Here is a 23,910-nt window from a genome sequence, read left to right on the forward strand (position 1 = left end):
TGCCGCCATCTCCCCGTCTCGAGCTTACCCGTTCTGGAGAACAGCGCGGAACATGGGATCCTCCAGCGCACGGCCGGTGCCGATCGCGACGCAGATCAGCGGATCGTCCGCGACCGTCACGGGCAGCCCGGTTTCGTCGCGCAGCACCTCGTCGAGCCCCTGGAGCAGCGCGCCGCCGCCGGTGAGAACGATGCCCTGGTCGACGATATCGGCGGCCAGTTCGGGTGCAGTATTCTCCAGTGCGATGCGAACGCCATCGACGATCGCGGCGACGGGCTCGCTCACCGCCTCGGCGATCTGCGCCTGGTTGATCTGGATCTCCTTGGGCACGCCGTTGACCAGGTCGCGGCCCTTGATGTGCACCGTCTTGCCGATGCCGTCGATGGGCGGCTTGGCGCAGCCCAATTCCTGCTTGATCCGCTCGGCGGTGGCCTCGCCGATCAGGAGATTGTGGTTGCGGCGGACGTAGCTGACGATCGCGTCGTCCATCTTGTCGCCGCCGACGCGCACCGAGGTGGTGTAGGCAAGGCCGCGCAGCGACAGCACCGCCACTTCGGTCGTGCCGCCGCCGATATCCACCACCATCGAGCCAACCGGCTCGGTGACCGGCATATCGGCACCGATCGCCGCCGCCATCGGCTCCTCGATCAGATAGACCGCACTGGCGCCCGCATTCTGCGCGGCGTCACGGATCGCGCGGCGCTCCACCTTGGTCGAGCCCGAGGGGACGCAGATCACGATCTCGGGCCAGCGCATGAAGCGCCGGCGGCCGTGCACCTTCTCGATGAAATATTTGATCATCTGCTCGGCGACGTCGATGTCGGCGATAACGCCGTCGCGCAGCGGGCGGATCGCCTCGATCGAGCCGGGCGTCTTGCCCATCATCAGCTTGGCGTCCTCGCCGACCGCCTTGACCCGCTTCTGCCCGTTGATCGTCTCGACCGCCACCACCGACGGCTCGTTCAACACGATGCCACGGCCGCGGACGTACACCACCGTGTTCGCGGTGCCGAGATCGATCGCCATGTCGTGCGAGGTCATCTTGAACAAGCGCGAGAATACCATTGACGTTGTGGTCCGTTGTCTAGCTCGCCGGGCAGGAGGACCGGCCATGTTCGTCTATATTCGAGTCCGCGCGCCGCCGCTGTGAATCATGCGTGTAATTCTATCTGCGGGGTCGCGGGATGCGGCGGCTTGGGCTAGGTGCTGCGCTGTGTCAATACGCCGGCTCCCCTCGCATCTGGTCAACCGTATCGCTGCCGGCGAAGTGGTGGAAAGACCGGCCAGCGCGTTGAAGGAGCTGGTCGAAAACGCGATCGACGCGGGCGCGACGCGGGTTGCGGTGGGGCTCGCCGCCGGGGGTGTCGAGCGGATCGAGGTGGCCGACGACGGCTGCGGCATGACGCCGGGCGAGATCGGGCTCGCGCTCGAGCGCCACGCCACCTCCAAGCTGCCCTACGATGCGATCGAGGCGGTGCGGACGCTTGGCTTCCGCGGCGAGGCCTTGCCCTCGATCGCGTCGGTCGCGCGGGTGACGATCGAGAGCCGGCCGCGCGGTGCGGAAGGATGGGCGCGCACCGTCGACAACGGCGTGGTGGAACGCGACGGTCCGGCCGCGCTGCCGCCGGGCACGCGCGTCGTGGTCGAGGCGCTGTTCGCGCGCGTGCCGGCGCGGCGCAAGTTCCTGCGCTCACCGCGCGCCGAATATGCGTCCTGCCTCGATGTGGTGAAACGCCTCGCGATGGCACGGCCGGACATCGCCTTCGCGGTCGAGCATGACGGTCGCCGTGTGTTGTCGGTCCCCGCAGCGGAGGGGCGGCCGGCGCGCGTCGCGGCGCTGACCGACCGCGCGCTGGCCGAGAACTCGGTTGCGATCGACCTCGCGCGCGACGGTCATGTCCTTGGCGGTGTGGCGGGGCTGCCGACGTTCCATCGCGGCGTCGCCGATCACCAATATCTCTTCGTCAACGGTCGTCCGGTGCGTGACCGCTTGCTGATCGGCGCGATCCGCGGCGCCTATGCCGAGATGATGCCACGCGACCGCCACGCGGTGGTCGCCTTGTTCCTCGACGTTCCCCCAAGCGAGGTCGACGTCAACGTCCACCCGGCGAAGACCGAGGTGCGCTTCCGCGATCCCGCGCTGGTGCGCGGCATGATCGTCTCCGGGTTGCGCCGCGCGCTCGACGCCGCCGGGCATCGCGTCGCGCATTCGGCGCCAGCGGACGTGATGGAGTTGTGGCGCCGTGAGCCGGTGACTTATGCGCCGGCACCGTCGGATGTTATCCCGCTCCTGGCCGACCATGCCGGGGCGGCTTTGGTGAGCGAACGACGCGCCACCTTTCTCGCTCCGCCCCCGCAGGCGCGCGCCGAGGCGAGCTGGACCCCGCCGCCCGAGCGCGACGATTTTCCGCTCGGCGCCGCGCGCGGGCAGGTCAACAAGACGTATATCGTGGCGGAGGCGCAGGACGGGCTGGTGCTGGTGGACCAGCATGCCGCGCACGAGCGGCTGGTGCTGGAGCGGATGCGCGCGGCGCTCGCGGGCGGTCGCGTCGCGAGCCAGGCGCTGCTGATTCCCGAGGTGGTCGAGCTCGACGAGCCCGCGTGCGACCGGCTGGAGGCACGCGTCGGCGAGTTGGCCGAGTTCGGGCTTGAGCTCGAACGGTTCGGCGCGCGTGCGATGCTGGTGCGCGCCACGCCCGCGCTGCTCGGCAGTGGCGACCCGACCGCGCTGGTCACCGATCTGGCGGATGAACTCGCCGCTTTCGACGAGGCCTTGTCGCTGCGCGAGCGGCTCGACGCAGTGGCGGGGACGATGGCGTGCCACGGCTCGGTACGCGCCGGGCGCGTGCTGTCGCTTGCCGAGATGAACGCACTGCTCCGCGAGATGGAGGCGACGCCGCACTCCGGCCAGTGCAACCATGGCCGCCCGACCTGGGTGAAGCTCGACTTTCCGGATATCGAGCGATTGTTCGCGCGTCGGTGACGCGTGTTGCCGTAAATCGACAGCCCTTGACTGGGTGGGCGTGCGGCTCGCCCGTCCGTTCGCAAGCTATCCGCCCGGGCGGATCGGGGACGAGAAGCGGTTAGCGTCCTGTCCCGCGAACCCAGAGGCGTCTAATCCTCGCGTTTGCGCGGACCGCTCGCCGGCACCTGCGAGAGGCGCGTCAGCAGCAGCGGTATGTCCTGCGTGATATACGTGTCCGTGGGCACCGCGACGCGCGCGCGCAGCGCCTTGCCTAGCGCAGCGAGGCGCTCTCTCCTGTCTCGATCCGCCGCCTGCACGACTGATGTTCCTTACGCTTATACGATGGCACCGCCGCCCGCGCTCGGCGGCGCGCCCGGCTGTTCCTGGATGATGAACCCGCCCGCGACAGCGCCGTTCCGCCCGCACGCCCGGCTCGTCGCATCGCCGCACGGTTTGTCGCGCGAGCCATTTCATTCAGTGCGCGGCAACCTTTGCGCCAGGCGAGCATTCAGATCGGCACACAATCACAGCAGGTCGCGTGATGAGCAAAATTTTCCCGCTAGTTCTGGCACTTGTCCCACTTGCCGCGGTGGTCGGCGCGGTCGTGACGGTGCCCTGAACCTCGCTCCTTCGGGCGCCGCATTCCCCCACCCCCCGCCGCGGCGCCCAACGGAAAGGCCCGCCTGGATCGTTCCAGGCGGGCCTTTTTGTTGCTTGCGAGGGATCGCGCCAGCGTCAGCCCTGCGCGGGCTCGTCCTGTGCCTCGGCAGTGGCGCCCGGCTCAGCGTTGGGATCGTAATCCTCGGTGAAGCCGCCCTGGTCGCGGCCTTCCTCGAAGACCTGCGCCATGACGTCGACGCCCTGCGCCTGCATGTCGGCTTCCTCCGGCGAGCGCGCGACGTTGACCTTCACCGTCACCGCGACCTCGGGGTGGAGCTGCACGCGCACGTCGTACAGGCCGATCGCCTTGATCGGACGGTCGAGCACGATCTGGCTCTTGGCCACCTTGTGGCCATCCGCCTCGAGGGCCTCGACCAGGTCGCGCACCGCGACCGAGCCGTACAGCTGGCCGGTGTTCGACGACTGGCGGATCAGCGTGACCTGCGCGTCCTTGAACGAGCCGGCCTCCTTCTCCGCGTCCGCACGCCGCGATGCGTTGTCGGACTCGATGCGCGCGCGATTGGCCTCGAACACCTTGCGGTTGGCCTCATTGGCGCGCAGCGCCTTCTTGCGCGGCAGCAGGAAGTTGCGGGCGAACCCGTCCTTCACCTTCACCACGTCGCCGATGCCGCCGAGCTTCTCGACGCGCTCAAGCAGAATGACGTCCATCTGCTCTTCTCCTTACTTCACGACGTAGGGCAGCAGGCCCAGGTGGCGGGCGCGCTTGATCGCCTGCGCCAGCTCGCGCTGCTTCTTGGCGCTCACCGAAGTGATGCGCGACGGGACGATCTTGCCGCGCTCGGACACGAAGCCCTGCAGCAGGCGGACGTCCTTATAGTCGATCCGCGGCGCGTCCTTGGCGCTGAACGGGCACGACTTGCGGCGGCGGAAAAACGGGCGCGCCATTATGCCATCTCCTCTTCGCGGTCGCGACGCGGACGGTCGCCCCGATCACCACGGTCACCGCGGTCGCCGCGCTCCCCGCGCTCGCCGCGGCGCTCGCGATCGCGCTCCTGCTTGCGCATCATCACGGTCGGACCCTGCTCGTGCTCGTCGACGCGCACGGTCATGTAGCGGATGACGTCCTCGTTGATGCTGGTCTGACGCTCCAGCTCGGCGACGGTGTCGCCCGGCGCGTCGATCTCGAGCATCACGTAATGCGCCTTGCGGTTCTTCGCGATGCGATAGGCGAGGCTGCGCAGCCCCCACGTCTCGGTCTTGACGACCGTGCCGCCGTGGTCGGTGACCACCTTGGTCGCGGCTTCCGCCAGCGCGTCCACTTGCGCCTGTGCCAGATCCTGGCGCGCAAGGAACACGTGCTCGTACAGAGCCATGCATGTACCTCTTCGTTGGCCGATCGCTGACGGGCACCCCATGTGCCACGCCCCTCCGGCTGTCGTGCAACAACAAGGGGCGGAAGAAGCCGTAGCTTCCCGCCCCGAGTGGGCGCTCTATGCCGCAGAACCCCTCCGCGCGCAAGGGCTTGCGGTTGACCGGCCGGGAGCGCCGCCCTAGCAGCGCAGCGTTTCCAAGGAGAGGCACGATGCGCGCGTTCATCTTCCCCGGTCAGGGCAGTCAGGCGGTCGGCATGGGTGTCGCGCTGGCCGACGCCTCGGCGGTCGCACGCGAGGTGTTCGGCGAGGTCGACGAGGCGCTCGGCCAGAACCTTCGCCGGCTGATGGCGGAGGGGCCGGCCGACGATCTGACGCTGACCGAGAATGCGCAGCCCGCGATCATGGCCAATGCGATCGCCACGCTGCGCGTGCTGACGCGGGAGGGTGGCGTGGTGCTCGCCGACAAGGTCGATTATGTCGCCGGCCACTCGCTTGGCGAATACACCGCCCTCTGCGCGGCGGAGACCTTCGACCTCGCCACAACGGCGCGGTTGCTCAAGCGGCGCGGCCGCGCGATGCAGGCGGCGGTGCCGGTGGGTGAGGGAGCTATGGCGGCGCTGCTCGGCGCCGACGTCGCCAAGGCCGAAACGATCGCGGGCGCGGCGATCGACTCGATCCTGGCCGAGGGCGGCGAGCCGCTGGTCTGCACGGTCGCCAATGACAATGACCCGTCGCAGGTGGTGATCTCCGGGCATCGCGTTGCGGTGGAGCGCGCGGTCGCGCTGGCGAAGGAGCTCGGCGCCAAGCGCGCGGTGCTGCTCCCGGTGTCGGCGCCATTCCACTGCGCGCTGATGGAGGATGCTGCGCGCGCCATGGAGGCGGCGCTGGCCGAAGCCGAGCTGCGCGCGCCGCTGGTGCCGGTCTACGCCAATGTCGATGCCGCCGCGGTGGCCGATCCGGGCGCGATCCGGCGACTTCTGGTCGAACAGGTGACCGGCCGCGTGCGCTGGCGCGAGTCGGTGCTGGCGATGGTCGCGGCGGGCGTGACCGAGTTCGTCGAGTTCGGCGGCAAGGTGCTCGCGCCGATGGTCAAGCGCATCGCGCCCGACGTCGAGGCGGTCAGCGTCGTGTCGATGGACGACGTGGAGGCGCTGCTAAAAAGGATGTGAGATCACGCGAAGGCGCGGAGACGCGGAGAAGAAGTGATCGACACCATCAGCGGTGACGATCTCGACCTCTCGCTTCGTCTTCACCGCGAGCTCGGACCGGGCTTGTTGGAAAGCGTCTATAAGACAGCGCTCGCGGCTCGCCTGGCGGCGTTTGGCTATCTCGTCTCCCCGCCAGCATCCGGTCGACATCTGCTTCGAAGGTCGGGTCTTCCCTGCGGCCTCCCGAATAGACCTGTTGATCGACAATCGATTGATAGTCGAGGTCAAGTCGGTCGAGAAGCTCGCCCCAGTGCACGGCAAGCAGCTACCGACGTATCTTAGGCTCATCGAGCAGCCCGTCGGGCTGCTCATCAACTTTGGAGGCGAGACGTTGAAGGAGGGGGTGCGACGGATCGTCAATCGCTACCGCCCCTCCGCGTCTCCGCGCCTCGCGTGAACCATAACACGGAGTAGACCATGTTCGACCTCACAGGCATGACCGCGCTGGTCACCGGCGCCTCCGGCGGGATCGGCTCGGCCATCGCGCGCGGGCTCGCCGCGCAGGGGGCGCGCCTCGCGCTCTCGGGCTCGAACGCCGACAAGCTGGAGCGCTTCCGCGACGAGCTCGGCGGCGATCACGTCGCGCTCGCCTGCGATCTGTCCGATGCCGCCGCGGTCGACGCGCTGGTGCCGCGCGCGGTCGAGGCGCTGGGCAGGCTGGACGTGCTCGTCAACAACGCCGGCGTCACGCGCGACAATCTCGCGATGCGGATGAAGGACGACGAGTGGGATCAGGTGATCCGCGTCAACCTGGAAGCCGCGTTCCGGCTGATCCGTGCCGCGGCGAAGCCGATGATGAAGGCGCGCTTCGGTCGCATCGTCTCGATCACCTCGGTGGTGGGGCAGACCGGCAATCCCGGCCAGGCCAATTACGCCGCCTCCAAGGCGGGCCTGGTCGGCATGTCCAAGGCGTTGGCGCAGGAGCTCGCCAGCCGCAACATCACGGTCAATTGCGTCGCGCCCGGCTTCATCCGCTCGGCAATGACCGACGTGCTGCCCGAAGCGCAGAAGAGCGCGCTGCTCGGCCGCATCCCGGCGGGCGACCTCGGCAGTGGCGAGGACATCGCCGCGGCGGTGGTGTATCTGGCGTCACGCGAGGCGGGTTACGTCACCGGTCAGACGCTGCACGTCAACGGTGGCATGGCGATGGTCTGAGCCACTGGGGCGGCGAACCGCAGGGGGAAGGGGGGGCGTGCGAGCCATTCGCACCCTTGCCACGGGCCCGAGCCCGTTCTACCTGCGTTCAGCAATTTGAAACCTACCCCCCAATTGAAAGAGGGAAAGCTATGAGCGAGACCGCCGACCGCGTGAAGAAGATCGTCGTCGAGCATCTCGGCGTCGAGGCCGACAAGGTCACCGAGGACGCCAGCTTCATCGACGATCTGGGCGCGGACAGCCTCGACATCGTCGAGCTGGTGATGGCGTTCGAGGAAGAGTTCGGCGTCGAGATCCCGGACGATGCGGCCGAGAAGATCTCGACCGTCAAGGACGCGATCACCTATATCGACGAGCACAAGGGCTGAGGAACGGGGGGAGACCTCCCGCTCTAGCGAGCTGATCTGAGCGGCTCCCTGTCCTCGACCAGAGGGTGGGGAGCCGTTTCGTTTGAGAGGACCGGCGGCGCGACGCGTGGCGCAGCGCCGGTGAAGAAGGAAAGTCTATGCGTCGTGTCGTCGTCACCGGTCTCGGCCTCGTTACCCCGCTCGGGGCCGACGTGGAGACCGCCTGGGCCAATCTGATCGCGGGCAAGTCTGGCGCCGGACCGATCACGCGCTTCGACGCGTCGGACCAGAAGTGCACGATCGCATGCGAGGTCAAGCCCGCGGACCATCCCTGGGGCTTCGATCCGGACAAGCGGGTCGATCACAAGGTCCAGCGCCAGGTCGATCCGTTCATCGTCTATGGCATCGACGCCGCCGGCCAGGCACTCGAGGACGCCGGCCTGACCGAGATGAGCGAGGCGGAGCGGTACCGTGCCGGCTGCTCGATCGGGTCGGGGATCGGCGGGCTGCCCGGCATCGAGAGCGAGTCGCTGGTACTCGCCGAGAAGGGGCCGAAGCGGGTCAGCCCGCACTTCGTCCACGGGCGGCTGATCAACCTGATCTCGGGCCAGGTCTCGATCAAATACGGGCTGATGGGGCCGAACCACGCGGTCGTCACCGCCTGCTCCACCGGCGCGCACTCGATCGGCGACGCCGCGCGCATGATCGCGCTGGACGATGCCGATGTGATGCTCGCGGGCGGGTCGGAAAGCACCGTCTGCCCGATCGGCATCGCCGGCTTCGCCGCGGCACGTGCGCTCAACACCAGCTTCAACGACCGGCCCGAGCAGGCCAGCCGCCCGTATGATCGCGATCGCGACGGCTTCGTGATGGGCGAGGGCGCGGGCGTCGTCGTGCTGGAGGAATATGAGCGCGCCAAGGCGCGCGGCGCCAAGATCTACGCCGAAGTGATCGGTTACGGTCTGTCCGGCGACGCCTTCCACGTCACCGCGCCCGAGCCCGAGGGGTCGGGCGCGTATCGCGCGATGGAAATGGCGATGCGCAAGTCGGGCCTCGCGCTGTCGGACATCGACTATATCAACGCGCACGGCACCTCGACGATGGCGGACATGATCGAGCTGGGCGCGGTGAAGCGGCTGTTCGGCGACGCCATCGGCGGCCTGTCGATGAGCTCGACCAAGTCGGCGATCGGCCACCTGCTGGGCGGTGCCGGCGCGGTGGAGAGCATCTTCTGCATCCTGGCGATGCGCGACCAGATCGTGCCGCCGACGCTCAACCTCGACAACCCGTCCGAAGGCGCCGAGGGCGTCGACCTCGTGCCGCATGTCGCGCGCAAGCGTGAGGTGCGCGCCGTGCTCAACAACAGCTTCGGCTTCGGCGGCACCAATGCCTCGCTGGTGATGAAGGCGATCTGAGCGCGATCATGCGCCGGCTCGGCTGTCTCGGGTTGATCGCTGCGCTGCTGCTGTTCGCGGCGGGCATGTGGGTGGCGCAGGGATGGAAGGGCGCCGGGCCGTCGCCGCGCGCCACCAGCGTCACCGTCGCCGAGGGCAGCACGCTGGCGGGTGCGGCCAAAGCGCTCGAGCGGGCAGGGGTGATCGCCTCGGCGCGGCGCTTCCGTGTTCAGGCGCGCGTGTTGGGCAGCAGCGCGCCGATCCGCGCCGGCGAATACGCCTTTCCCGCGCACGCCAGCGCCGCGCAGGTGCTCGCGCTGTTGCAGAGCGGTAAGGTGGTGCAGCGCCTCGTCGTAATCCCGGAAGGGTTGCCCGCGGTCATGGTGCGCGACGTGCTCGAACGGGCCGACGCGCTCACCGGCGATGTCGCGGTGCCCGCCGAGGGATCGGTGCTGCCCGACGGCTATGCGTTCGAGCGCGGCGAGTCCCGTGCCGCGGTGCTGGCGCGAATGCAACGCGCGATGCGCGACTACCTTGCCGCCGCCTGGGCGCGGCGCAAGCCTGCGTCAGCCGTGACGACGCCGCAGCAGGCGCTGGTACTCGCTTCGATCGTGGAGAAGGAGACGGGCAAGCCGGCGGAGCGGCGGATGGTCGCGGCGGTCTATTCGAACCGGCTGCGGCTCGGCATGCCGCTGCAGGCGGATCCGACCGTGATCTATCCCATCACCAAGGGGCGCCCGCTCGGCCGTCGCATCCGCCAGTCCGAGCTTCATGCGAAGAACGGCTACAACACCTATGCATCGCCCGGGCTGCCGATCGGGCCGATCGCCAATCCGGGGCGGCTGTCGATCGACGCCGTCCTCGATCCTGCGCCCTCGCGCGCGCTCTATTTCGTGGCGGATGGCAGCGGCGGCCACGTCTTCGCCGATACGCTCGCCGAGCATAACGCCAACGTACAGAAGTGGTACGCTATCCGCCGCGCGCGCGGCGAGATGTGAGCGGAGCCGGGCGCGGATCCCGGCTCATGGTACGCGCGGGGTGGTGGTTCCGGCGCGCGCGACCCTGATCGGATTGCATCGGCCGCTCGCTTGCGTCATCCGGAACTCGATCCAGGATCTAGCGTGCCGCGTATCTTGTACGTGGGGTGCTGGCGGGACAGTGGAGCCTGAAAGGCGTTCAGGACGACGAACAGGCGGGTGTGATCGGCCTCAGACCGCGGCCGGGAAGACCTGGTGCCGCGCCGCAAAGGCCGCGAACAGCTTGGGCCAGGCCGACGCAGGTGCCTGCTCGGGCAGGCGCGTGCCGAAGCCGTGTCCGCCGAGATCGAAGGCGTGGAGCTCGGCCGGACGCTTGGCGGCCAGCATCGCCTCGTACAGCACGAGGCTGTTGGCGATCGGCACCGTGGTGTCGTCGCTGGCATGGGCAAGGAACATCGGCGGGGTGTCGCCGCCGACGCGGCGCTCGACCGAGGCGTCGCGGCGCTGCGCGTCGCCCGACGGCGTGCCGAGCAGATTGTCGCGTGAGCCCGCGTGCGTGAACGGTTCGGCCAGCGACACCACCGGGTAGATCAGCCCGGCGAGATCGGGTCGTGCCGATTGCTGATCGGCGGCGTCGACCGGCGCGTAGCACGGCTCGGCATGGCGCGTCGCCAGGCTGCCGGCGAGATGCCCGCCGGCAGAGAAGCCCAGCACCGCGACCCGCTTGGGATCGACCCCGAACTCGCCCGCGCGCGCGCGGATCAGCCGCACCGCGCGCTGCGCGTCCTGCAGCGGCACCAGCGCGCGGTTGCTCCAACCCTCGGCCGGCAAGCGGTAGGAAAGGATGAAGCAGGTGACGCCCAGCTTGTTGAGCCACCGCGCCTGCTCTTCGCCCTCATTGTCCCAAGCGATGAAGCCATAGCCGCCGCCAGGGATCAGCAGCACCGCGGCGCCGTTGGCACGCCCCGCGCGCCGCACCGTCAGCCCTGGCCGGGCGACGCCGGTGACCCAGCGGTCATTGAACCCGGCGTCCTTCGAGCGCTGCTCGATCCTGGGTGTCGGCAGCGTCGCGGGCGCACCCGGCGCCGCGTCGGGCCAGAGCAGGATCGTCGCGCCGGGGATGTCGTCCGGCGCCGCGGCCGCCCCGGCGGTGAAGGGCGCGGCGAGCGGCGCAGCGGTGAGCGCGGCGACCACGGCGCGGCGGCTGGGCAGGTCCATCGTCATGTGCCCGGACATACCGCACCGGCGGGGTCGGTGGCGAGCCGGATATCCGCAATCGCAACCGTGAACGGCGCGGTCGCCGCCAGCGCCATCGGCGTATTGACCGACTCCATGTTGGCGCCGGCGCTGCGGAAACACTTCAGCGGCACACGCAGCACGTGCCAGCCGGCGCTTGCTTCGAGGGCGCGCGCCACATCGACCTTGCCGCTGCCCAGCGCGAGCGACACCGGCCCGGTCGCCGCCTTGTCGACTCGGTAGCTGATCTGGAGGTTGAGGTCGGCGTTGGTCTCGCGCACCAGCGACAAAGCGGGGCCGCTGATCGCCGCGCTGCCCGCGCCGCGCCAGGCCAGCTGCACCGCCCCCTCCTGCGCGGTGGCGCTGTCCACCGCGGCGCGCGTGACCGCCGGGTCGAGCGTGAGCTTGAACGGTGCGGGCACGCGACCGCGCGCGTAGAACAGGCTGGTGTTGGCGAGACTGGCGTCAACGCCGGCTTCCTCGCTCAGCGTGGGCACACTGCCGCCGCTGGCATAGCTCAGCCCGTAGCCGAACGGGAACAGAGGATCGTAGCCCGGCGTGCCGCGGTTAAGCGTGAACTGGCCCGCGTTCTTCGGCCAGCTGAAGGAGAGCTTGCCATTGAAATCGCGCTTGCCGCCGACCAGCACGTCGGCGACGCCCGCGCCCTCGGAGCCGGGGAACCACGCAGCGACGAACGCATCCGACTGGTTGAGTTCGGGATTGACCCATAGTGGTCGACCCGAAAGGAACACCGATACGGTCGGCACGCCCGCAGCCTTCAGCTTCTTGAGCAAGGCGAGCGCCTGTTTGTCGCCTGCCTCGAACTCGAGCGTGCGCACGTCGCCGCGCATCTCGGCATAGGGCTGCTCGCCGAAGACGACGATCGCGACGTCGGGCTTGGCGGTGAAGCTGCCGTCGCGCGACAGCGTCGCGGTGCCGCCGCCCGCCTTGGCCGCGGCGGCGATCCCCGCATAGATCGAGGTCGCGCCGGGGAAATCGGCATTGGTGTTGCCGTCGCCCTGCCACGACAAGGTCCAGCCCCCCGACTGGCGGCCGATGTCGTCCGCCGCATCGCCGACCACCAGGATGGTGGCGCTCGCCTTGACCGGCAGCACGCCGTTGTTCTTGAGCAGCACGAGGCTCTTGGCCACCGCCTCGCGCGCCACAGCGCGATGCTCGGCCGAACCCACCGTAGTGCCGCGCGCCTCCCACGGCCGCGCCGCGTCGAACAGGCCGAGCTTCATCTTGACGCGCAGGATCCGACGCACCGCGTCGTCCACGCGCGCCATCGGCAGCTTGCCCGCCTTCACCGCGGCGAGCGTGGTGTCGAACATGCCCTTCCAGCTGTCCGGCGCCATCGCCATGTCGAGCCCGGCGGCGAAGGTGGCGGGGCAGTCGGTGTTGGTGCAACCCGGCACCTGGCCGTGGCCGTTCCAGTCGCCGACGACGAAGCCCTCGAAGCCCATTCGGCCCTTGAGCACGTCGGTGAGCAGCGAGCGGTTGCCGTGCATCTTCTGGCCGTTCCAGCTCGAGAAACTGGCCATCACCGTCATCGCGCCGGCCTTGATCGCGGGCGGGTAGCCGGCGCCGTGCACCTTGATCAGCGTGTCCTCGTCGACTTGCGTGTCGCCCTGGTCGACACCGTCCCTGGTGCCGCCGTCGCCGAGGAAGTGCTTCGGACTGGCGGCGACATGGCCACGCTGGATGCCCTGTTGACCCGGGACGCCCTGCAATCCCTCGATCATCGCACCGGCATAGGAGGCGACCACCGCCGGGTCCTCCGAATAGCCTTCGTAGGCGCGACCCCAGCGATCGTCCTGCGGCACCGCCAGGGTCGGCCCGAACGCCCAGTCGATCCCGGCCGCGGCGGTCTCCTCGGCGGTGACCGCACCGATGCGGCGGATCAGCGCCGGGTCGCGCATCGCGCCGAGCGCACTGTTGTGCGGAAAGAGCGTCGCGCCGACGACATTGTTGTCGCCGTGCACCGCGTCGACGCCGAACATCAGCGGGATCGCGACGTGGCCGGCGCGCTGCTCGAGTGCCACCGCGTTGAACGCGCGCGAGGTGGCGACCCAGGCGGCGGCGGGCGAGCGGTCAGGGCTGCCGAGCGGGGGCGAGCTGCCGCCGGCCAGGATCGAACCGAGCGGGTAGCGGCGCAGGTCCTCGGGCGTGATCGAGCCGATATCGGCCTGGATCATCTGCCCGATCTTCTCTTCCAGCGTCATGCGACGCATCAGCGCGGTGACCTTGGCCTCGGTTGCAGCGTCGACCAGCCCGACGCTCTTGGCGGCGGGCCAGCGCGCGGGATGCGCCACCTGTGCGACCCCGGCAGTGGCACCGGCGCCCAGCAACAGCGCCAGCGTGATATGTGAGAAACGCCCCATTTCGTCCCCTCCCAGTCGTCAGCCGCTGCGCCTGTCCTCCGGTGCTCCTCGTCGCCCGACCTGCGGCGGTGCGACGAAAGGCGGGGACGATTGGCAGCGATCCGTGATGACCGGCAGCATAGGAGCGAGCTTCTGAGAACGCTATCAACATTTTATAGAGACTAGCTAGGCGCGCCGCGCTTTGCTGGTACGTATCGTCGCATGAGCGGGGACATACGACGGACGCGGAGCAACGGCTCGCGACAGACCGGGCAGCCGACCATCGCCGACGTGGCACAGCTGGCGGGCGTGTCGACCATGACCGTGTCGCGTGTGATCAATGGTGAGAACAACGTGCGCGAGACGACCCGCGCGATGGTGCGCGAGGCGATCGCGCGGCTCGATTACGCCCCCAACCGTGCGGCGCGCAGCCTCGCCGGCGCGTCGCAGGTGCGGCTCGGTCTCCTCTACAGCAATCCCAGCGAGGCCTATCTCAGCGCCTTCCTGCTTGGCAGCCTCGACGAGGCCGGACGGGCCGACATCCAGCTGGTGGTGCAGAAATGCGATCTCGACGAGCATGAGGGGGAGGTCGCCGAGCGACTGGTCGCCTCGGGGGTCGACGGGATCATCCTGCCGCCGCCTCTGTGCGATTCGCCGCTGGTGCTCGACGTGCTGCTCGCCGCGCAGGTGCCGACGGTGGTGGTGGCGACCGGCAGCTCTTCGGAGGCGGTCGGGCGCGTCGCGATCAACGACCGCGCCGCCGCCTGCGCGATGACGGCGCATCTGATCGCCTTGGGGCATCAGCGGATCGGCTTCATCACCGGCAACCCGAACCTCGCCGCCAGCGGCGAGCGGCTGGCCGGCTATCGCGATGCGCTCGCCGAGGCCGGGCTGGCGCGCGACGACGCGCTAATCGCGCGCGGCCTGTTCAGCTACCGCTCCGGGCTCGACGCCACCGAGGAGCTGCTCGACCTCGCCGACCCGCCCACCGCCATCTTCGCCAGCAACGACGACATGGCGGCGGCGAGCGTGGCGGTGGCGCACCGCCGCGGGCTCGACGTGCCGGGCGATCTCACCGTGGTCGGCTATGACGACAGTACGTTGGCCACCACGATCTGGCCTGAGCTCACCACCATCCACCAGCCGATCGCCGACATGAGCCGCGCCGCGGTGCGCCTGCTCATGCAGATGCTGCGGGCGCGCCGCGACGGCGCGACGCGCCCCGCGCCCGAGCTGGTGCTCGAGCATACGCTGGTCCGACGTCAGTCGGATGCGGCTCCCCGTCGCCGTCCCGGCGCGCGCGCACGCTGACCATTGTGATCGCGGTCGCTTCCGTGTCATAGCTGCGCCTCGAACAACGATCTGATAAATCGGTCGATAAGGGGGCAGTGGTGAGGATCCAATCGGCCGCGACGATGATGGCGTGCGTGCTGCTCATGCCGGTGAACGTTCTCGCGCAGAACCCTGTACCTTATCAGTGGCGCAACGTGACGGTGGGCGGCGGCGGTTTTGCGCCCGGCATCATCTTCAGCCGTGCCGAACGCGGGCTCGCGTATCTGCGTACCGACATGGGCGGCGCCTATCGCTGGGACGCGGCGGCGCGCCGCTGGGTGCCGCTGCAGGACGACAATGCCGAGCCGAGCTACATGGGCGTGGAGAGCGTCGCGGCCGACCCGGTCGACCCCGCGCTGGTCTATCTCGCGGTGGGCATGAGCGCGCGCGGTCCCGCCGCGATCCTGCGCTCGGCGGATCGCGGGGCGCATTGGCGCACCACGCCGGTGCCGTTCGCAATGGGGGGCAATGAGGACGGGCGTGGGCTGGGCGAGCGGCTCGCGATCGACCCGCATGCACGCGCGACGCTGTTCTTCGGATCGCGCCATGACGGGCTGTGGCGCAGCGACGACGCGGCGGCGAGCTGGCGCAAGGTGGCCGGCTTCCCGCTCGCCGGGCTTGGCCGCCCGGCGCGGCCCCGCGCCACGCATGGCGGGCTGTCGTTCGTGCTGTTCGATCCGGCGCAGCGCGGCCGCGTTTTCGTCGCCAGCGCCGATCCGGGCGAGCGCCACCTGTACCGCTCCGACGACGGTGGCACGACGTGGCGCGCCGTCGAGGGCGGCCCGCGCGCAGGGCTGTTGCCGGTGAAGGGCGTGATCGGCGGCGACGGTGTGATGACGATCACCTACAGCGACGCGATCGGTCCCAATGGCGTCAAGGACGGCGCGGTGTGGCGGTACGATCCGGCCAGCGCGGGGTGGCGTGACGTCACGCCGCCCCGCGTCGCGGAAGAGGTGCCCGGCGGCTTCTTCGGGGTGTCGGTATCGGCGCAGGACCCGCGGGTGATCGCGGTGAGCACCGTCAACCGCTACCAGCCGGTGGACACGGTGTGGCGCTCGACCGACGCCGGCGCACATTGGGACGAGCTCTGGAAGCGAAGCACGCGCGACGTCGGTGCCACGCCGTTCCTCGACTTCGACGGCACGGCAAATTTCGGCCACTGGATCGCGGGGCTTGCGATCGACCCGTTCGACCCCGCGCACGCCGCCTATATTACCGGCGCGACCGTTTACGCCACCGACCGCTTCGCTTCGAGCGGAACGATGCGCTGGGCGCCCTGGACGCGCGGGATCGAGCAGACCGCGATCATCACGCTGGTGAGCCCGACCGGCGGCGCGCCGTTGGTCTCCGGCTTCGGCGATCTCGGCGGCTTCCGTCACACCGACCTCGCGCGCTCGCCCGCGCACGTCCACCGCACGCCGTTTCTCACCAACACCAACGCGCTCGATTACGCGGGCGCGGCGCCGCTGGTGCTGGTGCGCAGCGGCAACACGCACAAGCCGGTGGTGCCGGACACGTCGCTGGCCTGGTCGGGCGACGGTGGCGAGAGCTGGACCCCGCTCCACCTCCCTGCCGCCGAGATGACGCCGCGCGCCGACGGCACGCCCGCGCTGGCGCAGACCGGCAGCGCCGCGATCACCGTCGCGGCGGACGGTGGCACCTTCCTGGTGGAGGCGGACCATCCGCTGCTGACGCGCGACCGCGGCGCAACGTGGCAGCCGATCGCCGGACTCGCGCGCGAGCGGCGGGTCACCGCGGACAAGACCGACCCGCGCCGCTTCTACGCGGTCGACCCGGACGCGGGTCGTATCCTGCGCAGCGAGGACGGCGGTGCGCATTTCGCACCGATAGCGGGGCAAGGGCTGCCCGCGGACCTCGGCGGCGCGCGCGCGATCGGCCGCGAGGCGGCCAACCCGCTGGTCGCGACGCCGGGGCGCGCCGGCTCGCTATGGCTGTTGGTCGGCGGCGCGCTCTATCGCTCGACCGATGCGGGCGAGCGTTGGACGCGCATTGGCGCGACGATCGTGATCGAGCGCTACGGCCTCGGCAAGGAAGCACCCGGAAGCACCTGGCCCGCGCTCTACGCGATCGGAACGGTCGGCGGCGTACGGGGCGTCTATCGTTCGACCGACGGCGGGGCGGGCTGGTCGCGCATCAATGACGACGCGCATCGCTGGGGGCTGCGGCTGCGCGTGATCGGCGGCGATCCGCGACGGTTCGGCCGCGTCTATGTCGGCACCGACGGTCGCGGAATCATGTACGGCGACCCGCAGGGAGGGGAGAGCGAATGATCGGGACGGGAAAGCGGCTGGCGCTGCTGGCGGCGGCGAGCGTGCTGGCGACGAGCGCGAACGCCGCGCCGCTGCCGCGACTGGTGAGCAAGAACGGGCGCCACGCCCTGCTGGTTGATGGCGCGCCGTTCCTGATGCTGGGCGCGCAGGTCAACAATTCGAGCAATTATGCCGCGTCGCTGCCCGAGGTGTGGCCGGTGCTCGACCGTATTCATGCCAACACCGTGGAGGTGCCGATCGCGTGGCAGCAGATCGAGCCGCGCGAGGGGCAGTTCGACCTCTCATTCCTCCAGACGCTGCTCGACCAGGCGCGCCAGCACGACAAGCGCGTGGTGCTGCTATGGTTCGGCACCTGGAAGAACACCAGCCCGGGCTATACGCCGGACTGGGTCAAGCTCGACAATCGCCGCTTCCCGCGCATGAAGACGCGCGACGGCAAGGATCACGGCGTTCTCACCCCGCTTTCCGCGACGACGCTCGCGGCGGATCGGCGCGCCTTCGTCAAGGTGATGGAATATCTCCGCGATCACGACGAGCAGCACACCGTGGTGATGGTCCAGCCGGAGAATGAGACCGGGAGCTACCGCAACCCGCGCGACTATTCCGCCGAGGGTGACCGGTTGTTCGCGCAGCCGATCCCGCCCGCGCTGGCCAAGCGCGTCGGCAAAACCGGGACGTGGACGCAGGCCTTTGGCGCGCAGGCCGATCGTGCCTTCAACACCTGGTACGTCGCTACTTATGTCAACGCGATCGCCGAGGCGGGGAAGAAGGCCAAGCCGCTGCCGATGTACGTCAACGCGGCGCTCGCCGGCCCATCGAACGTGCCCGATCCGTCCGGCGTCGCGAGCGGCGGGCCGCAGCAGGACGTGCTCGACATCTGGAAGGCGGCGGCACCGTCGATCGACTTCGCGGCGCCCGACATCTACGACCGCAAGAGCGCCAACGTCGTCCAGTACCTCGACAAATACGCGCGCCGCGACAATGCGCTGATGGTGCCCGAGATCGGGAACGCGCGCGACTTCGCCCGCTTCTTCTACGCCGCGATCGGGCGTGGCGCGATCGGCTATGCCCCGTTCGGCATGGACGCGACCGGCTATTACAATTACCCGCTCGGCGCCCAGGCGCTCGACGCCGCCACGCTCGATGCGATCGCGCTGCCCTATGCGACGTTGGCGCCGATCATGCGCGACTGGGCGCGCATCGCGGCGACGCGGCCGACCTGGGGCGCGGCCAAACCCGACGACGGCAAGCCGGCCGAGACGACGCTCGGCGGGTGGAAGATCGCGGCGACCTGGGGCGAGTGGCAGTTCGGCATGCGCGACTGGACCTGGCTTAAGTCCGAGCCGGCGCCCTGGGCGGACGAGCCGGTCGGCGGGGTGGCGGTGGCGCAGCTCTCCGCCGACGAGTTCCTGCTGGTCGGCGATCATGCGCGCGTGTCCTTCTCCGACGCCATGGGTGGAACCGGCATGGTGGTGCGCGTCGAGGAGGGCACGTTCCGTGACGGCCAATGGGTCACCGCGCGCGTGTGGAACGGCGACCAGACCGATTACGGCCTCAATCTGATCGATCGTCCGCAGGTGCTTAAGGTGACGATGGGACGCTATCGCTGACGGGCTCGCGGCGGCGGAAGTGAGACGAGCGGCGCCGCCGCGGCCTAGACGCGGCGTGACGTCGACATTACATACCGGCCGTTATGGAATCCACCGCTACCGCCTGTGCCGCCGTCAAGGGCCGTCCGCGCGAATTCTGCACCGAGTCGGCGCTCGCCGCCGCGCTCGGCGTGTTCTGGACCAAAGGATATGAGGGCGCCTCGATGGCGGACCTCACCGCGGCGATGGGCATCACCAAGCCGAGCCTCTATGCTGCGTTCGGCAACAAGGAGGCGCTGTTCCACAAGGCGCTGGACCTCTACGAGGCGGAGAAGCTCGCTTATACGCGCGAGGCGTTGAACCAGCCCAGCGCGCGTGCGGTGGCAGAATGTTTCATGCGCGGCGCGATCAATGCGCAGTGCAACAGCGGCGGCCCCAGAGGGTGCCTCGGGGTGATCAGTGCCACTGCCTGTGGCGAGGAAGGCAAGTCGATCAAGGACGACGTGATCGCCCGTCGTGCCTCCTCCCAGGCCGCGTTGGTCGAGCGGTTCGAGCAGGCGCAGCGGGCGGGCGAGTTCCCGCCGCACATCACGCCGCAGGCGTTGTGCCAATATCTCTACGCCATCCTGCAGGGCATGGCGGTGCAGGCCGGCTCGGGAGCGACCCGCGCCGAGCTCGAGCAGGTCGTCGACACCAGCCTTGCGCTGTGGCCGACGAACTGAACCATTGTCAGCGGCTGGTAAGAAAAAAACGCTACCGAGCGGTACATAAAGCGTTGACGCGGCCGCCGCCGCTTTCTATACCACACAGTATAGAACGGCGGTGACGCTCCGGCGGCACCTTCACCGGAGGAACGCCACGATGGCACGACCGCTGACCCACGCCCCCGCGAGCTGATCGCCGGGACGGGTGCGCGTCGCTGACGGCGCGGCACCCTCGCTTTGACCGAATATGGCGTCTCCGCCCCGGTGTGGCACCGGCGGCCGGGTTGCGCCCTGCTGCTCCGAAGGGGAGAGACGACATGGCCTTCATCGATTTCACCTCCGCCATCGGCGGTGCCGCCGCGCTCAGCGCCGAGCGCGTCCGCCCGCTGCCCGATGCTGTCGCCGAGGTGGCGCCCGAGCGCGCCGCGCTCAGCGCGCTGGAGTGGCTGGTGGTCGCGCTCGCGCGGCGCGACCGGCTGGCGTCGCTGCGCGAGCCCGGACGGATCGCGGTCGCCATGGGCGTGCTGTTCGGCAAAAAGCCCAACCCGCGGCTGGCCGATCCCAAGCTGGAGGCGCTGCGCCGGCTCGCGGTGCATGCCTGGCACCAGGGCTTCGCGGTGCCGGTGAGCGCGGTGAAGGCGTTCCTCGCGGCAGGCTATACCAACGATCACTACGAGCTGCTGCTCGCCAGCATCAGCAGCGCCCGGCTGCGCCGTCCCGAGCGGCGCTGAGCGCCCGCGGTTCGTTGTTCCGGAGGGCAGAGGGGTAAACGGCACGCGCCGCGTCCGTCTCCCCCGGACGCCTTGCCGGTATCACTTGCCCGCGCATGCCTGATCGCGGCCTTGCGCGGTCTGGTGGACCCCGGAGCGGGTCCGGGATGACGATAGTGGCTGCTAGCGTGTCGTCGAGAACGGCCGCGCGGCGCGGCCGACGCCCCAAGTCTTGTTCGGCCGCGCCGTCATGGTGAAGCGCAGTTCGCCGCCGGCGCGCAATTCCTCGTCGCCGATCCAGCTGCGCATCAGTGGCTTGCCATTGAGCGCAACCCCGCCGACGTAGCGGTTGGCGTCCGACAATCCTTCCGCGACGACCGCGAAGCTTTTGCCGTCCGGCAGCCGCAGCGTCGCGCGCGACACGAAGGGACGTCCGATCACGTATTGGTTGCTGCCCGGCGCCACGGGGTAGAAGCCGAGCGCGGTGAACACCATCCAGGCCGACATCTGGCCGAGGTCGTCGTTGCCGCTCAGCCCCTCAGGCGTGGCGTGATATTGCGACTCGACGATCTGCTTGAGCCGCTCCTGCGTGCGCCACGGTGCGCCAGCGTAATTGTAGAGATAGGCGACATGGTGGCTCGGCTCGTTGCCATGGATATACTGGCCGATCAGCCCGGCAATGTCCTCGGCATGGCTATAGTCGAGCTTGGAATTGTCATAGTCGAACATGGCGTCGAGCTTGGCGATCGTCTTGCGATCGCCGCCCAGCAGGCGAAACAGTCCGGCCTGATCCTGCGGCACGAACCAGCTATATTGCCACGCATTGCCCTCGGTATAATCGGAGCCGTAGTTGATCGCGGTTGGATCGAACGGCGTGCGAAAGCTGCCGTCGCTCTTGCGCGCGCGCAGCCAGCCGGTGCGCGCGTCAAAGCTGTTGCGCCAGTTGCGTGCGCGTCGGTCGAAGCGGTCCGCCACGTCGTGCCGACCCAGAGCGCGCGCCATCCGCGCAATCGCCCAATCATCATAGGCATATTCGACCGTCTTGGAGGCCGCCTCCGGCTCGCGGTCAATCGGGACATAGCCCAGCTTCATATAGTCGCCGAGCCCGCCAAAAGGCGCATAGTCTGCGCTCGCCACCATCGCGTCGAGCGCGGAATTCGCATCGAAACCGCGGAAGCCCTTGAGATAGGCGTCGGCGATCACGGGCACTGCGTGATAGCCGATCATCGTCCAGGTTTCGCGCCCGGCGAACTGCCACACCGGCAGGATGCCGTGTGGGCTGTAGCGCTGGCTGTCGACCAGCGAGCGCACGACGTCGTTCGTGGTCGCGGCCGGCTGGATCAGCGTGAGGAGCGGGTGCTCGGCGCGGAACGTATCCCAGAGCGAGAAAGTCGAGCGGACGGTATAGCCTTCCGCGCGGTGGATCTGGTCGTCGGGGGCGCGATAGCGTCCGTCGGCGTCGCTCCACACGCTCGGTGCGATCAGGCTGTGGTACAGGGCGGTCGCGACGATCGTCTTGGTCGGGGCAGGCGCCTCGAGCGTCACCGCGCCGAGCGCCTCGTCCCACGCCGCGCGGGTGCGCGCGAGCGTCGCGTCGAAGTCGCCCGGCTCGGAGTCGAGGTTGGCGATCGCGCCGGCCTCGTCCACCCCGGACAGCGCGACGCGGACCTCGAGCGCGCGGTCGAGCCGGCCGAAGTCGAGCCGTGCCTCGAGCTGGCGGCCGAGCTTCTCGGCGAGGGCATCGCTGCCTGCACCGGGCGCCTGGAACCCCTTATAGGTCACGTCGCGGTCGCGATCGACCAGCGCGTGGCCGGCGAGCGGGGAAGAGAAGCGCATCGCGAAGAACAGCTTGCGCCCAGGCGCCCAGCCGCGGGTCTCGCGGAAGCCGGTCAGCGTGCCGTCCGCGCGCAGGTGCAGTCCGGACCACAGCACCTTGCCGGGATAATCGTACAGCGAGCGGCGCAGGTCGACGACGAGATGCGCCGCCTTGCCCGCCGGGAACGTGTAGCGGTGGACGCCGACGCGGGTGCCCGCCGTCAGCTCCGCGCGCACCTGAGGCGAGTCGAGCGTCACCGCATAATAGCCCGGGCGCGCGACCTCGCTCGCGTGCGTGAAGCGCGAGCGATAGCCCGGCGCCGCGACGGTGCCCGGGTCCATCGCCACTGCGTCGCCGCTGACCGGCATCACCAGCAGGTCGCCGAGATCGGAATGGCCTGCGCCAGAGAAATGCGTGTGGCTGAAGCCCTCGATCATCGGATCGTCATGGCGATAGCCGGCCGCATGCGCGTAGCAGGCGCGGATGACGCAGCTGGTGTCGGTATCCGGGGACAGCTGCACCATGCCGAACGGCGCGACCGCGCCGGGGAAGGTGTGGCCCTCGCCACCGGTGCCGATGAACGGATCGACCGAGTCGATCGTGCGCGCCGCCGTCGGCTCGTGCGCAGCGGTCTGCTGCGCCAGCGCGGGGGCGGCGAGCAGGGCCACCGGGGCAGCGCCGGCGGCGAGGCGGTGACGCAGACGCCGCGTCACAGCAGCGCCTCCGCCTCGATGCGCGCGCTCACGTCGCCAGCTTCCTCCAGCGCGTCGAGCGCGAGCGCGATCGCGCCGAGCGGGCCGGCGCGGTCGCCGAGCGCCGGCAGCACGATATAGCCGTCTTGCGGCAGCTCCATGTACCCTGCCAGGCTCGCCTCCAGCCGCGCCGCGACGCGTGGCAGCAGGTGCGGCTGCTTCACCGGCATGCCGCCGCCGATCGCGATCCGCAGCGGCCCGGTGCTGCCGACCAGCGCGTGGCACATCGCGGCAAGCGCGTCGACGATCGGGTCCCACACCGGATCATCGGCGGTGACCTCCTCCACCGCGCGTCCGTTAAGCCGCAGCTGCAGCGCGCTGCCCGACGCGAGCCCCTCAACGCAATCGTCATGGTAGCGGCACGCGCTCGGCGCCTCGTCGCCGGGCGAGCGCGGCACGCGGATATGGCCGATCTCGCTATGCCCGAGTCCGCGCGTCGGCCGCCCGTGCACCACCAGGCCGACGCCGACTCCGGTGCCGACCGTCACATAAGCGAAGTCGTCGAGGCCGCGTCCGGTGCCCCAGCGCATCTCCGCAAGCGCGGCGCCGTTGACGTCGGTGTCGAAGCCGATCGGCAAACCGAGCGGCGCGGCGACGATTCCGAGCACGTTCGCGTCGCGCCAGCCCGGCTTGTTCGTGGCCAGAACATGGCCATATCGTGGCGACGTGCGATCGAGGCACACCGGGCCGAAGGACGCGACCCCCACGGCGGCGAGCGCATCACGCGCGTGCCAATCGGCCAGCACCGTGGCGATCGCGGGCAGCGTCTCCTCGGGCGCGAGCGTCGGCAGCGTGACCTGATCGACCACGTCCTCCGGCGCGCGCGCCAGCGTGACGACGCATTTGGTGCCGCCTAGCTCTACCCCCGCCAGCGGCGCGTGCGCCGCTCGCCCGTCCGCCTGATATCGCATCTACCGCCTCTCCCCCACCTCGCCGGCGCCCGCCCCCGACCGGCACGGCACACCTGAGCCGGTTCTTTTAGAACATCAAATTGGATAATTCAAATTGCGCTTGCGATTCGATCTTGCTTGCGGTGCGGCGCGAAAGACGCTGTGAACGCAACGGTGCAGACGAGGG

General features: G+C 69.5%; 21 protein-coding genes and 1 pseudogene. 13 read left to right on the forward strand and 9 right to left on the reverse strand.

Annotated elements, in window-relative coordinates; genetic code table 11:
- Positions 1-24: 24 nt before the first annotated feature.
- Positions 25-1,065, reverse strand: a complete 1,041-nt coding sequence (locus tag ACMGDM_RS11770; protein ID WP_246616620.1) for a rod shape-determining protein — start codon at positions 1,063-1,065, stop codon at positions 25-27.
- 148 nt (positions 1,066-1,213) lie between these two features.
- Here ACMGDM_RS11770 and mutL point away from each other — a divergent pair, with 148 nt between their 5' ends.
- Positions 1,214-2,983 carry a DNA mismatch repair endonuclease MutL gene (mutL, locus tag ACMGDM_RS11775; RefSeq protein ID WP_436804323.1) on the forward strand — a complete coding sequence of 590 codons (1,770 nt, stop codon included), beginning with the start codon at positions 1,214-1,216 and terminating at the stop codon, positions 2,981-2,983.
- Positions 2,984-3,114: 131 nt separating this feature from the next.
- Here mutL and ACMGDM_RS11780 read toward each other — a convergent pair whose 3' ends face one another.
- The 4 genes from ACMGDM_RS11780 to rpsF all read right to left on the reverse strand — a co-directional run bounded on the left by ACMGDM_RS11780 (position 3,115) and on the right by rpsF (position 4,959).
- Positions 3,115-3,282, reverse strand: coding sequence for a hypothetical protein (locus tag ACMGDM_RS11780; RefSeq protein WP_436804324.1), 168 nt, complete (start codon positions 3,280-3,282; stop codon positions 3,115-3,117).
- A gap of 418 nt (positions 3,283-3,700) precedes the next feature.
- Complete coding sequence (rplI, locus tag ACMGDM_RS11785; protein ID WP_436804325.1) at positions 3,701-4,294, reverse strand: 50S ribosomal protein L9; 594 nt, start codon at positions 4,292-4,294, stop codon at positions 3,701-3,703.
- Positions 4,295-4,306: 12 nt separating this feature from the next.
- On the reverse strand, positions 4,307-4,531 hold the full coding sequence (rpsR, locus tag ACMGDM_RS11790) for a 30S ribosomal protein S18 (protein ID WP_007403456.1): 225 nt from the start codon (positions 4,529-4,531) through the stop codon (positions 4,307-4,309).
- Positions 4,531-4,959 carry a 30S ribosomal protein S6 gene (gene rpsF, locus ACMGDM_RS11795; protein WP_223010543.1) on the reverse strand — a complete coding sequence of 143 codons (429 nt, stop codon included), beginning with the start codon at positions 4,957-4,959 and terminating at the stop codon, positions 4,531-4,533. The genes rpsR and rpsF overlap by 1 nt, the downstream gene beginning before the upstream one ends.
- 209 nt (positions 4,960-5,168) lie before the next feature.
- Here rpsF and fabD point away from each other — a divergent pair, with 209 nt between their 5' ends.
- From fabD to mltG, 7 genes and pseudogenes are all read left to right on the forward strand, one after another.
- Positions 5,169-6,128: an ACP S-malonyltransferase gene (gene fabD / locus ACMGDM_RS11800; RefSeq protein ID WP_436804326.1), complete on the forward strand. Its 960-nt coding sequence runs from the start codon at positions 5,169-5,171 to the stop codon at positions 6,126-6,128.
- 33 nt (positions 6,129-6,161) lie between these two features.
- Positions 6,162-6,242, forward strand: a pseudogene (locus ACMGDM_RS11805) (GxxExxY protein); the annotation flags it as partial.
- Between the two features lie 37 nt (positions 6,243-6,279).
- Positions 6,280-6,564 carry a GxxExxY protein gene (locus ACMGDM_RS11810; protein ID WP_436804822.1) on the forward strand — a complete coding sequence of 95 codons (285 nt, stop codon included), beginning with the start codon at positions 6,280-6,282 and terminating at the stop codon, positions 6,562-6,564.
- A gap of 20 nt (positions 6,565-6,584) precedes the next feature.
- Positions 6,585-7,322 (forward strand): 3-oxoacyl-[acyl-carrier-protein] reductase, encoded by a 738-nt coding sequence (gene fabG / locus ACMGDM_RS11815; RefSeq protein ID WP_436804327.1) that lies wholly within the window; start codon positions 6,585-6,587, stop codon positions 7,320-7,322.
- Positions 7,323-7,453: 131 nt separating this feature from the next.
- The gene (locus tag ACMGDM_RS11820; RefSeq protein WP_028056834.1) at positions 7,454-7,690 is read left to right on the forward strand and encodes an acyl carrier protein; all 237 of its coding nucleotides are present in this window, start codon (positions 7,454-7,456) and stop codon (positions 7,688-7,690) included.
- A gap of 137 nt (positions 7,691-7,827) precedes the next feature.
- On the forward strand, positions 7,828-9,084 hold the full coding sequence (fabF, locus tag ACMGDM_RS11825) for a beta-ketoacyl-ACP synthase II (protein ID WP_436804328.1): 1,257 nt from the start codon (positions 7,828-7,830) through the stop codon (positions 9,082-9,084).
- 8 nt (positions 9,085-9,092) lie between these two features.
- Complete coding sequence (gene mltG / locus ACMGDM_RS11830; RefSeq protein ID WP_436804329.1) at positions 9,093-10,061, forward strand: endolytic transglycosylase MltG; 969 nt, start codon at positions 9,093-9,095, stop codon at positions 10,059-10,061.
- Positions 10,062-10,271: 210 nt separating this feature from the next.
- On the opposite strand, the gene ACMGDM_RS11835 is transcribed toward mltG, so the two are convergent.
- Both ACMGDM_RS11835 and ACMGDM_RS11840 read right to left on the reverse strand, forming a co-directional pair.
- Positions 10,272-11,258: an alpha/beta hydrolase gene (locus ACMGDM_RS11835; protein WP_436804823.1), complete on the reverse strand. Its 987-nt coding sequence runs from the start codon at positions 11,256-11,258 to the stop codon at positions 10,272-10,274.
- Positions 11,259-11,260: 2 nt separating this feature from the next.
- Positions 11,261-13,660 (reverse strand): glycoside hydrolase family 3 protein, encoded by a 2,400-nt coding sequence (locus ACMGDM_RS11840; RefSeq protein WP_436804330.1) that lies wholly within the window; start codon positions 13,658-13,660, stop codon positions 11,261-11,263.
- Positions 13,661-13,861: 201 nt separating this feature from the next.
- On the opposite strand from ACMGDM_RS11840, the gene ACMGDM_RS11845 reads away from it, so the two are divergent.
- The 5 genes from ACMGDM_RS11845 to ACMGDM_RS11865 all read left to right on the forward strand — a co-directional run bounded on the left by ACMGDM_RS11845 (position 13,862) and on the right by ACMGDM_RS11865 (position 20,286).
- Positions 13,862-14,950, forward strand: coding sequence for a LacI family DNA-binding transcriptional regulator (locus tag ACMGDM_RS11845; RefSeq protein WP_436804331.1), 1,089 nt, complete (start codon positions 13,862-13,864; stop codon positions 14,948-14,950).
- A gap of 80 nt (positions 14,951-15,030) precedes the next feature.
- On the forward strand, positions 15,031-17,262 hold the full coding sequence (locus ACMGDM_RS11850; protein ID WP_436804332.1) for a beta propeller repeat protein: 2,232 nt from the start codon (positions 15,031-15,033) through the stop codon (positions 17,260-17,262).
- Positions 17,259-18,872, forward strand: a complete 1,614-nt coding sequence (locus ACMGDM_RS11855; RefSeq protein ID WP_436804333.1) for a DUF5597 domain-containing protein — start codon at positions 17,259-17,261, stop codon at positions 18,870-18,872. Before ACMGDM_RS11850 ends, ACMGDM_RS11855 begins: the two co-directional genes overlap by 4 nt.
- Before the next feature lie 83 nt (positions 18,873-18,955).
- A complete protein-coding gene (locus ACMGDM_RS11860) occupies positions 18,956-19,573 on the forward strand; it encodes a TetR/AcrR family transcriptional regulator (RefSeq protein WP_436804334.1) in 618 nt (205 codons plus the stop codon).
- 299 nt (positions 19,574-19,872) lie between these two features.
- Positions 19,873-20,286: a hypothetical protein gene (locus ACMGDM_RS11865; protein ID WP_436804335.1), complete on the forward strand. Its 414-nt coding sequence runs from the start codon at positions 19,873-19,875 to the stop codon at positions 20,284-20,286.
- Positions 20,287-20,448: 162 nt separating this feature from the next.
- Here the strand turns inward: ACMGDM_RS11865 and ACMGDM_RS11870 are convergent, their stop codons facing one another.
- Together ACMGDM_RS11870 and ACMGDM_RS11875 are read right to left on the reverse strand one after the other, a co-directional pair.
- Entirely contained in the window at positions 20,449-22,794 is a 2,346-nt protein-coding gene (locus tag ACMGDM_RS11870; RefSeq protein WP_436804336.1) for a GH92 family glycosyl hydrolase, read from the reverse strand.
- The gene (locus tag ACMGDM_RS11875; RefSeq protein ID WP_436804337.1) at positions 22,791-23,744 is read right to left on the reverse strand and encodes an ROK family protein; all 954 of its coding nucleotides are present in this window, start codon (positions 23,742-23,744) and stop codon (positions 22,791-22,793) included. The genes ACMGDM_RS11870 and ACMGDM_RS11875 overlap by 4 nt, the downstream gene beginning before the upstream one ends.
- Positions 23,745-23,910 lie beyond the last annotated feature (166 nt).

The sequence above is a fragment of the Sphingomonas larreae genome, from assembly GCF_051400595.1.
Lineage (GTDB): Bacteria > Pseudomonadota > Alphaproteobacteria > Sphingomonadales > Sphingomonadaceae > Sphingomonas.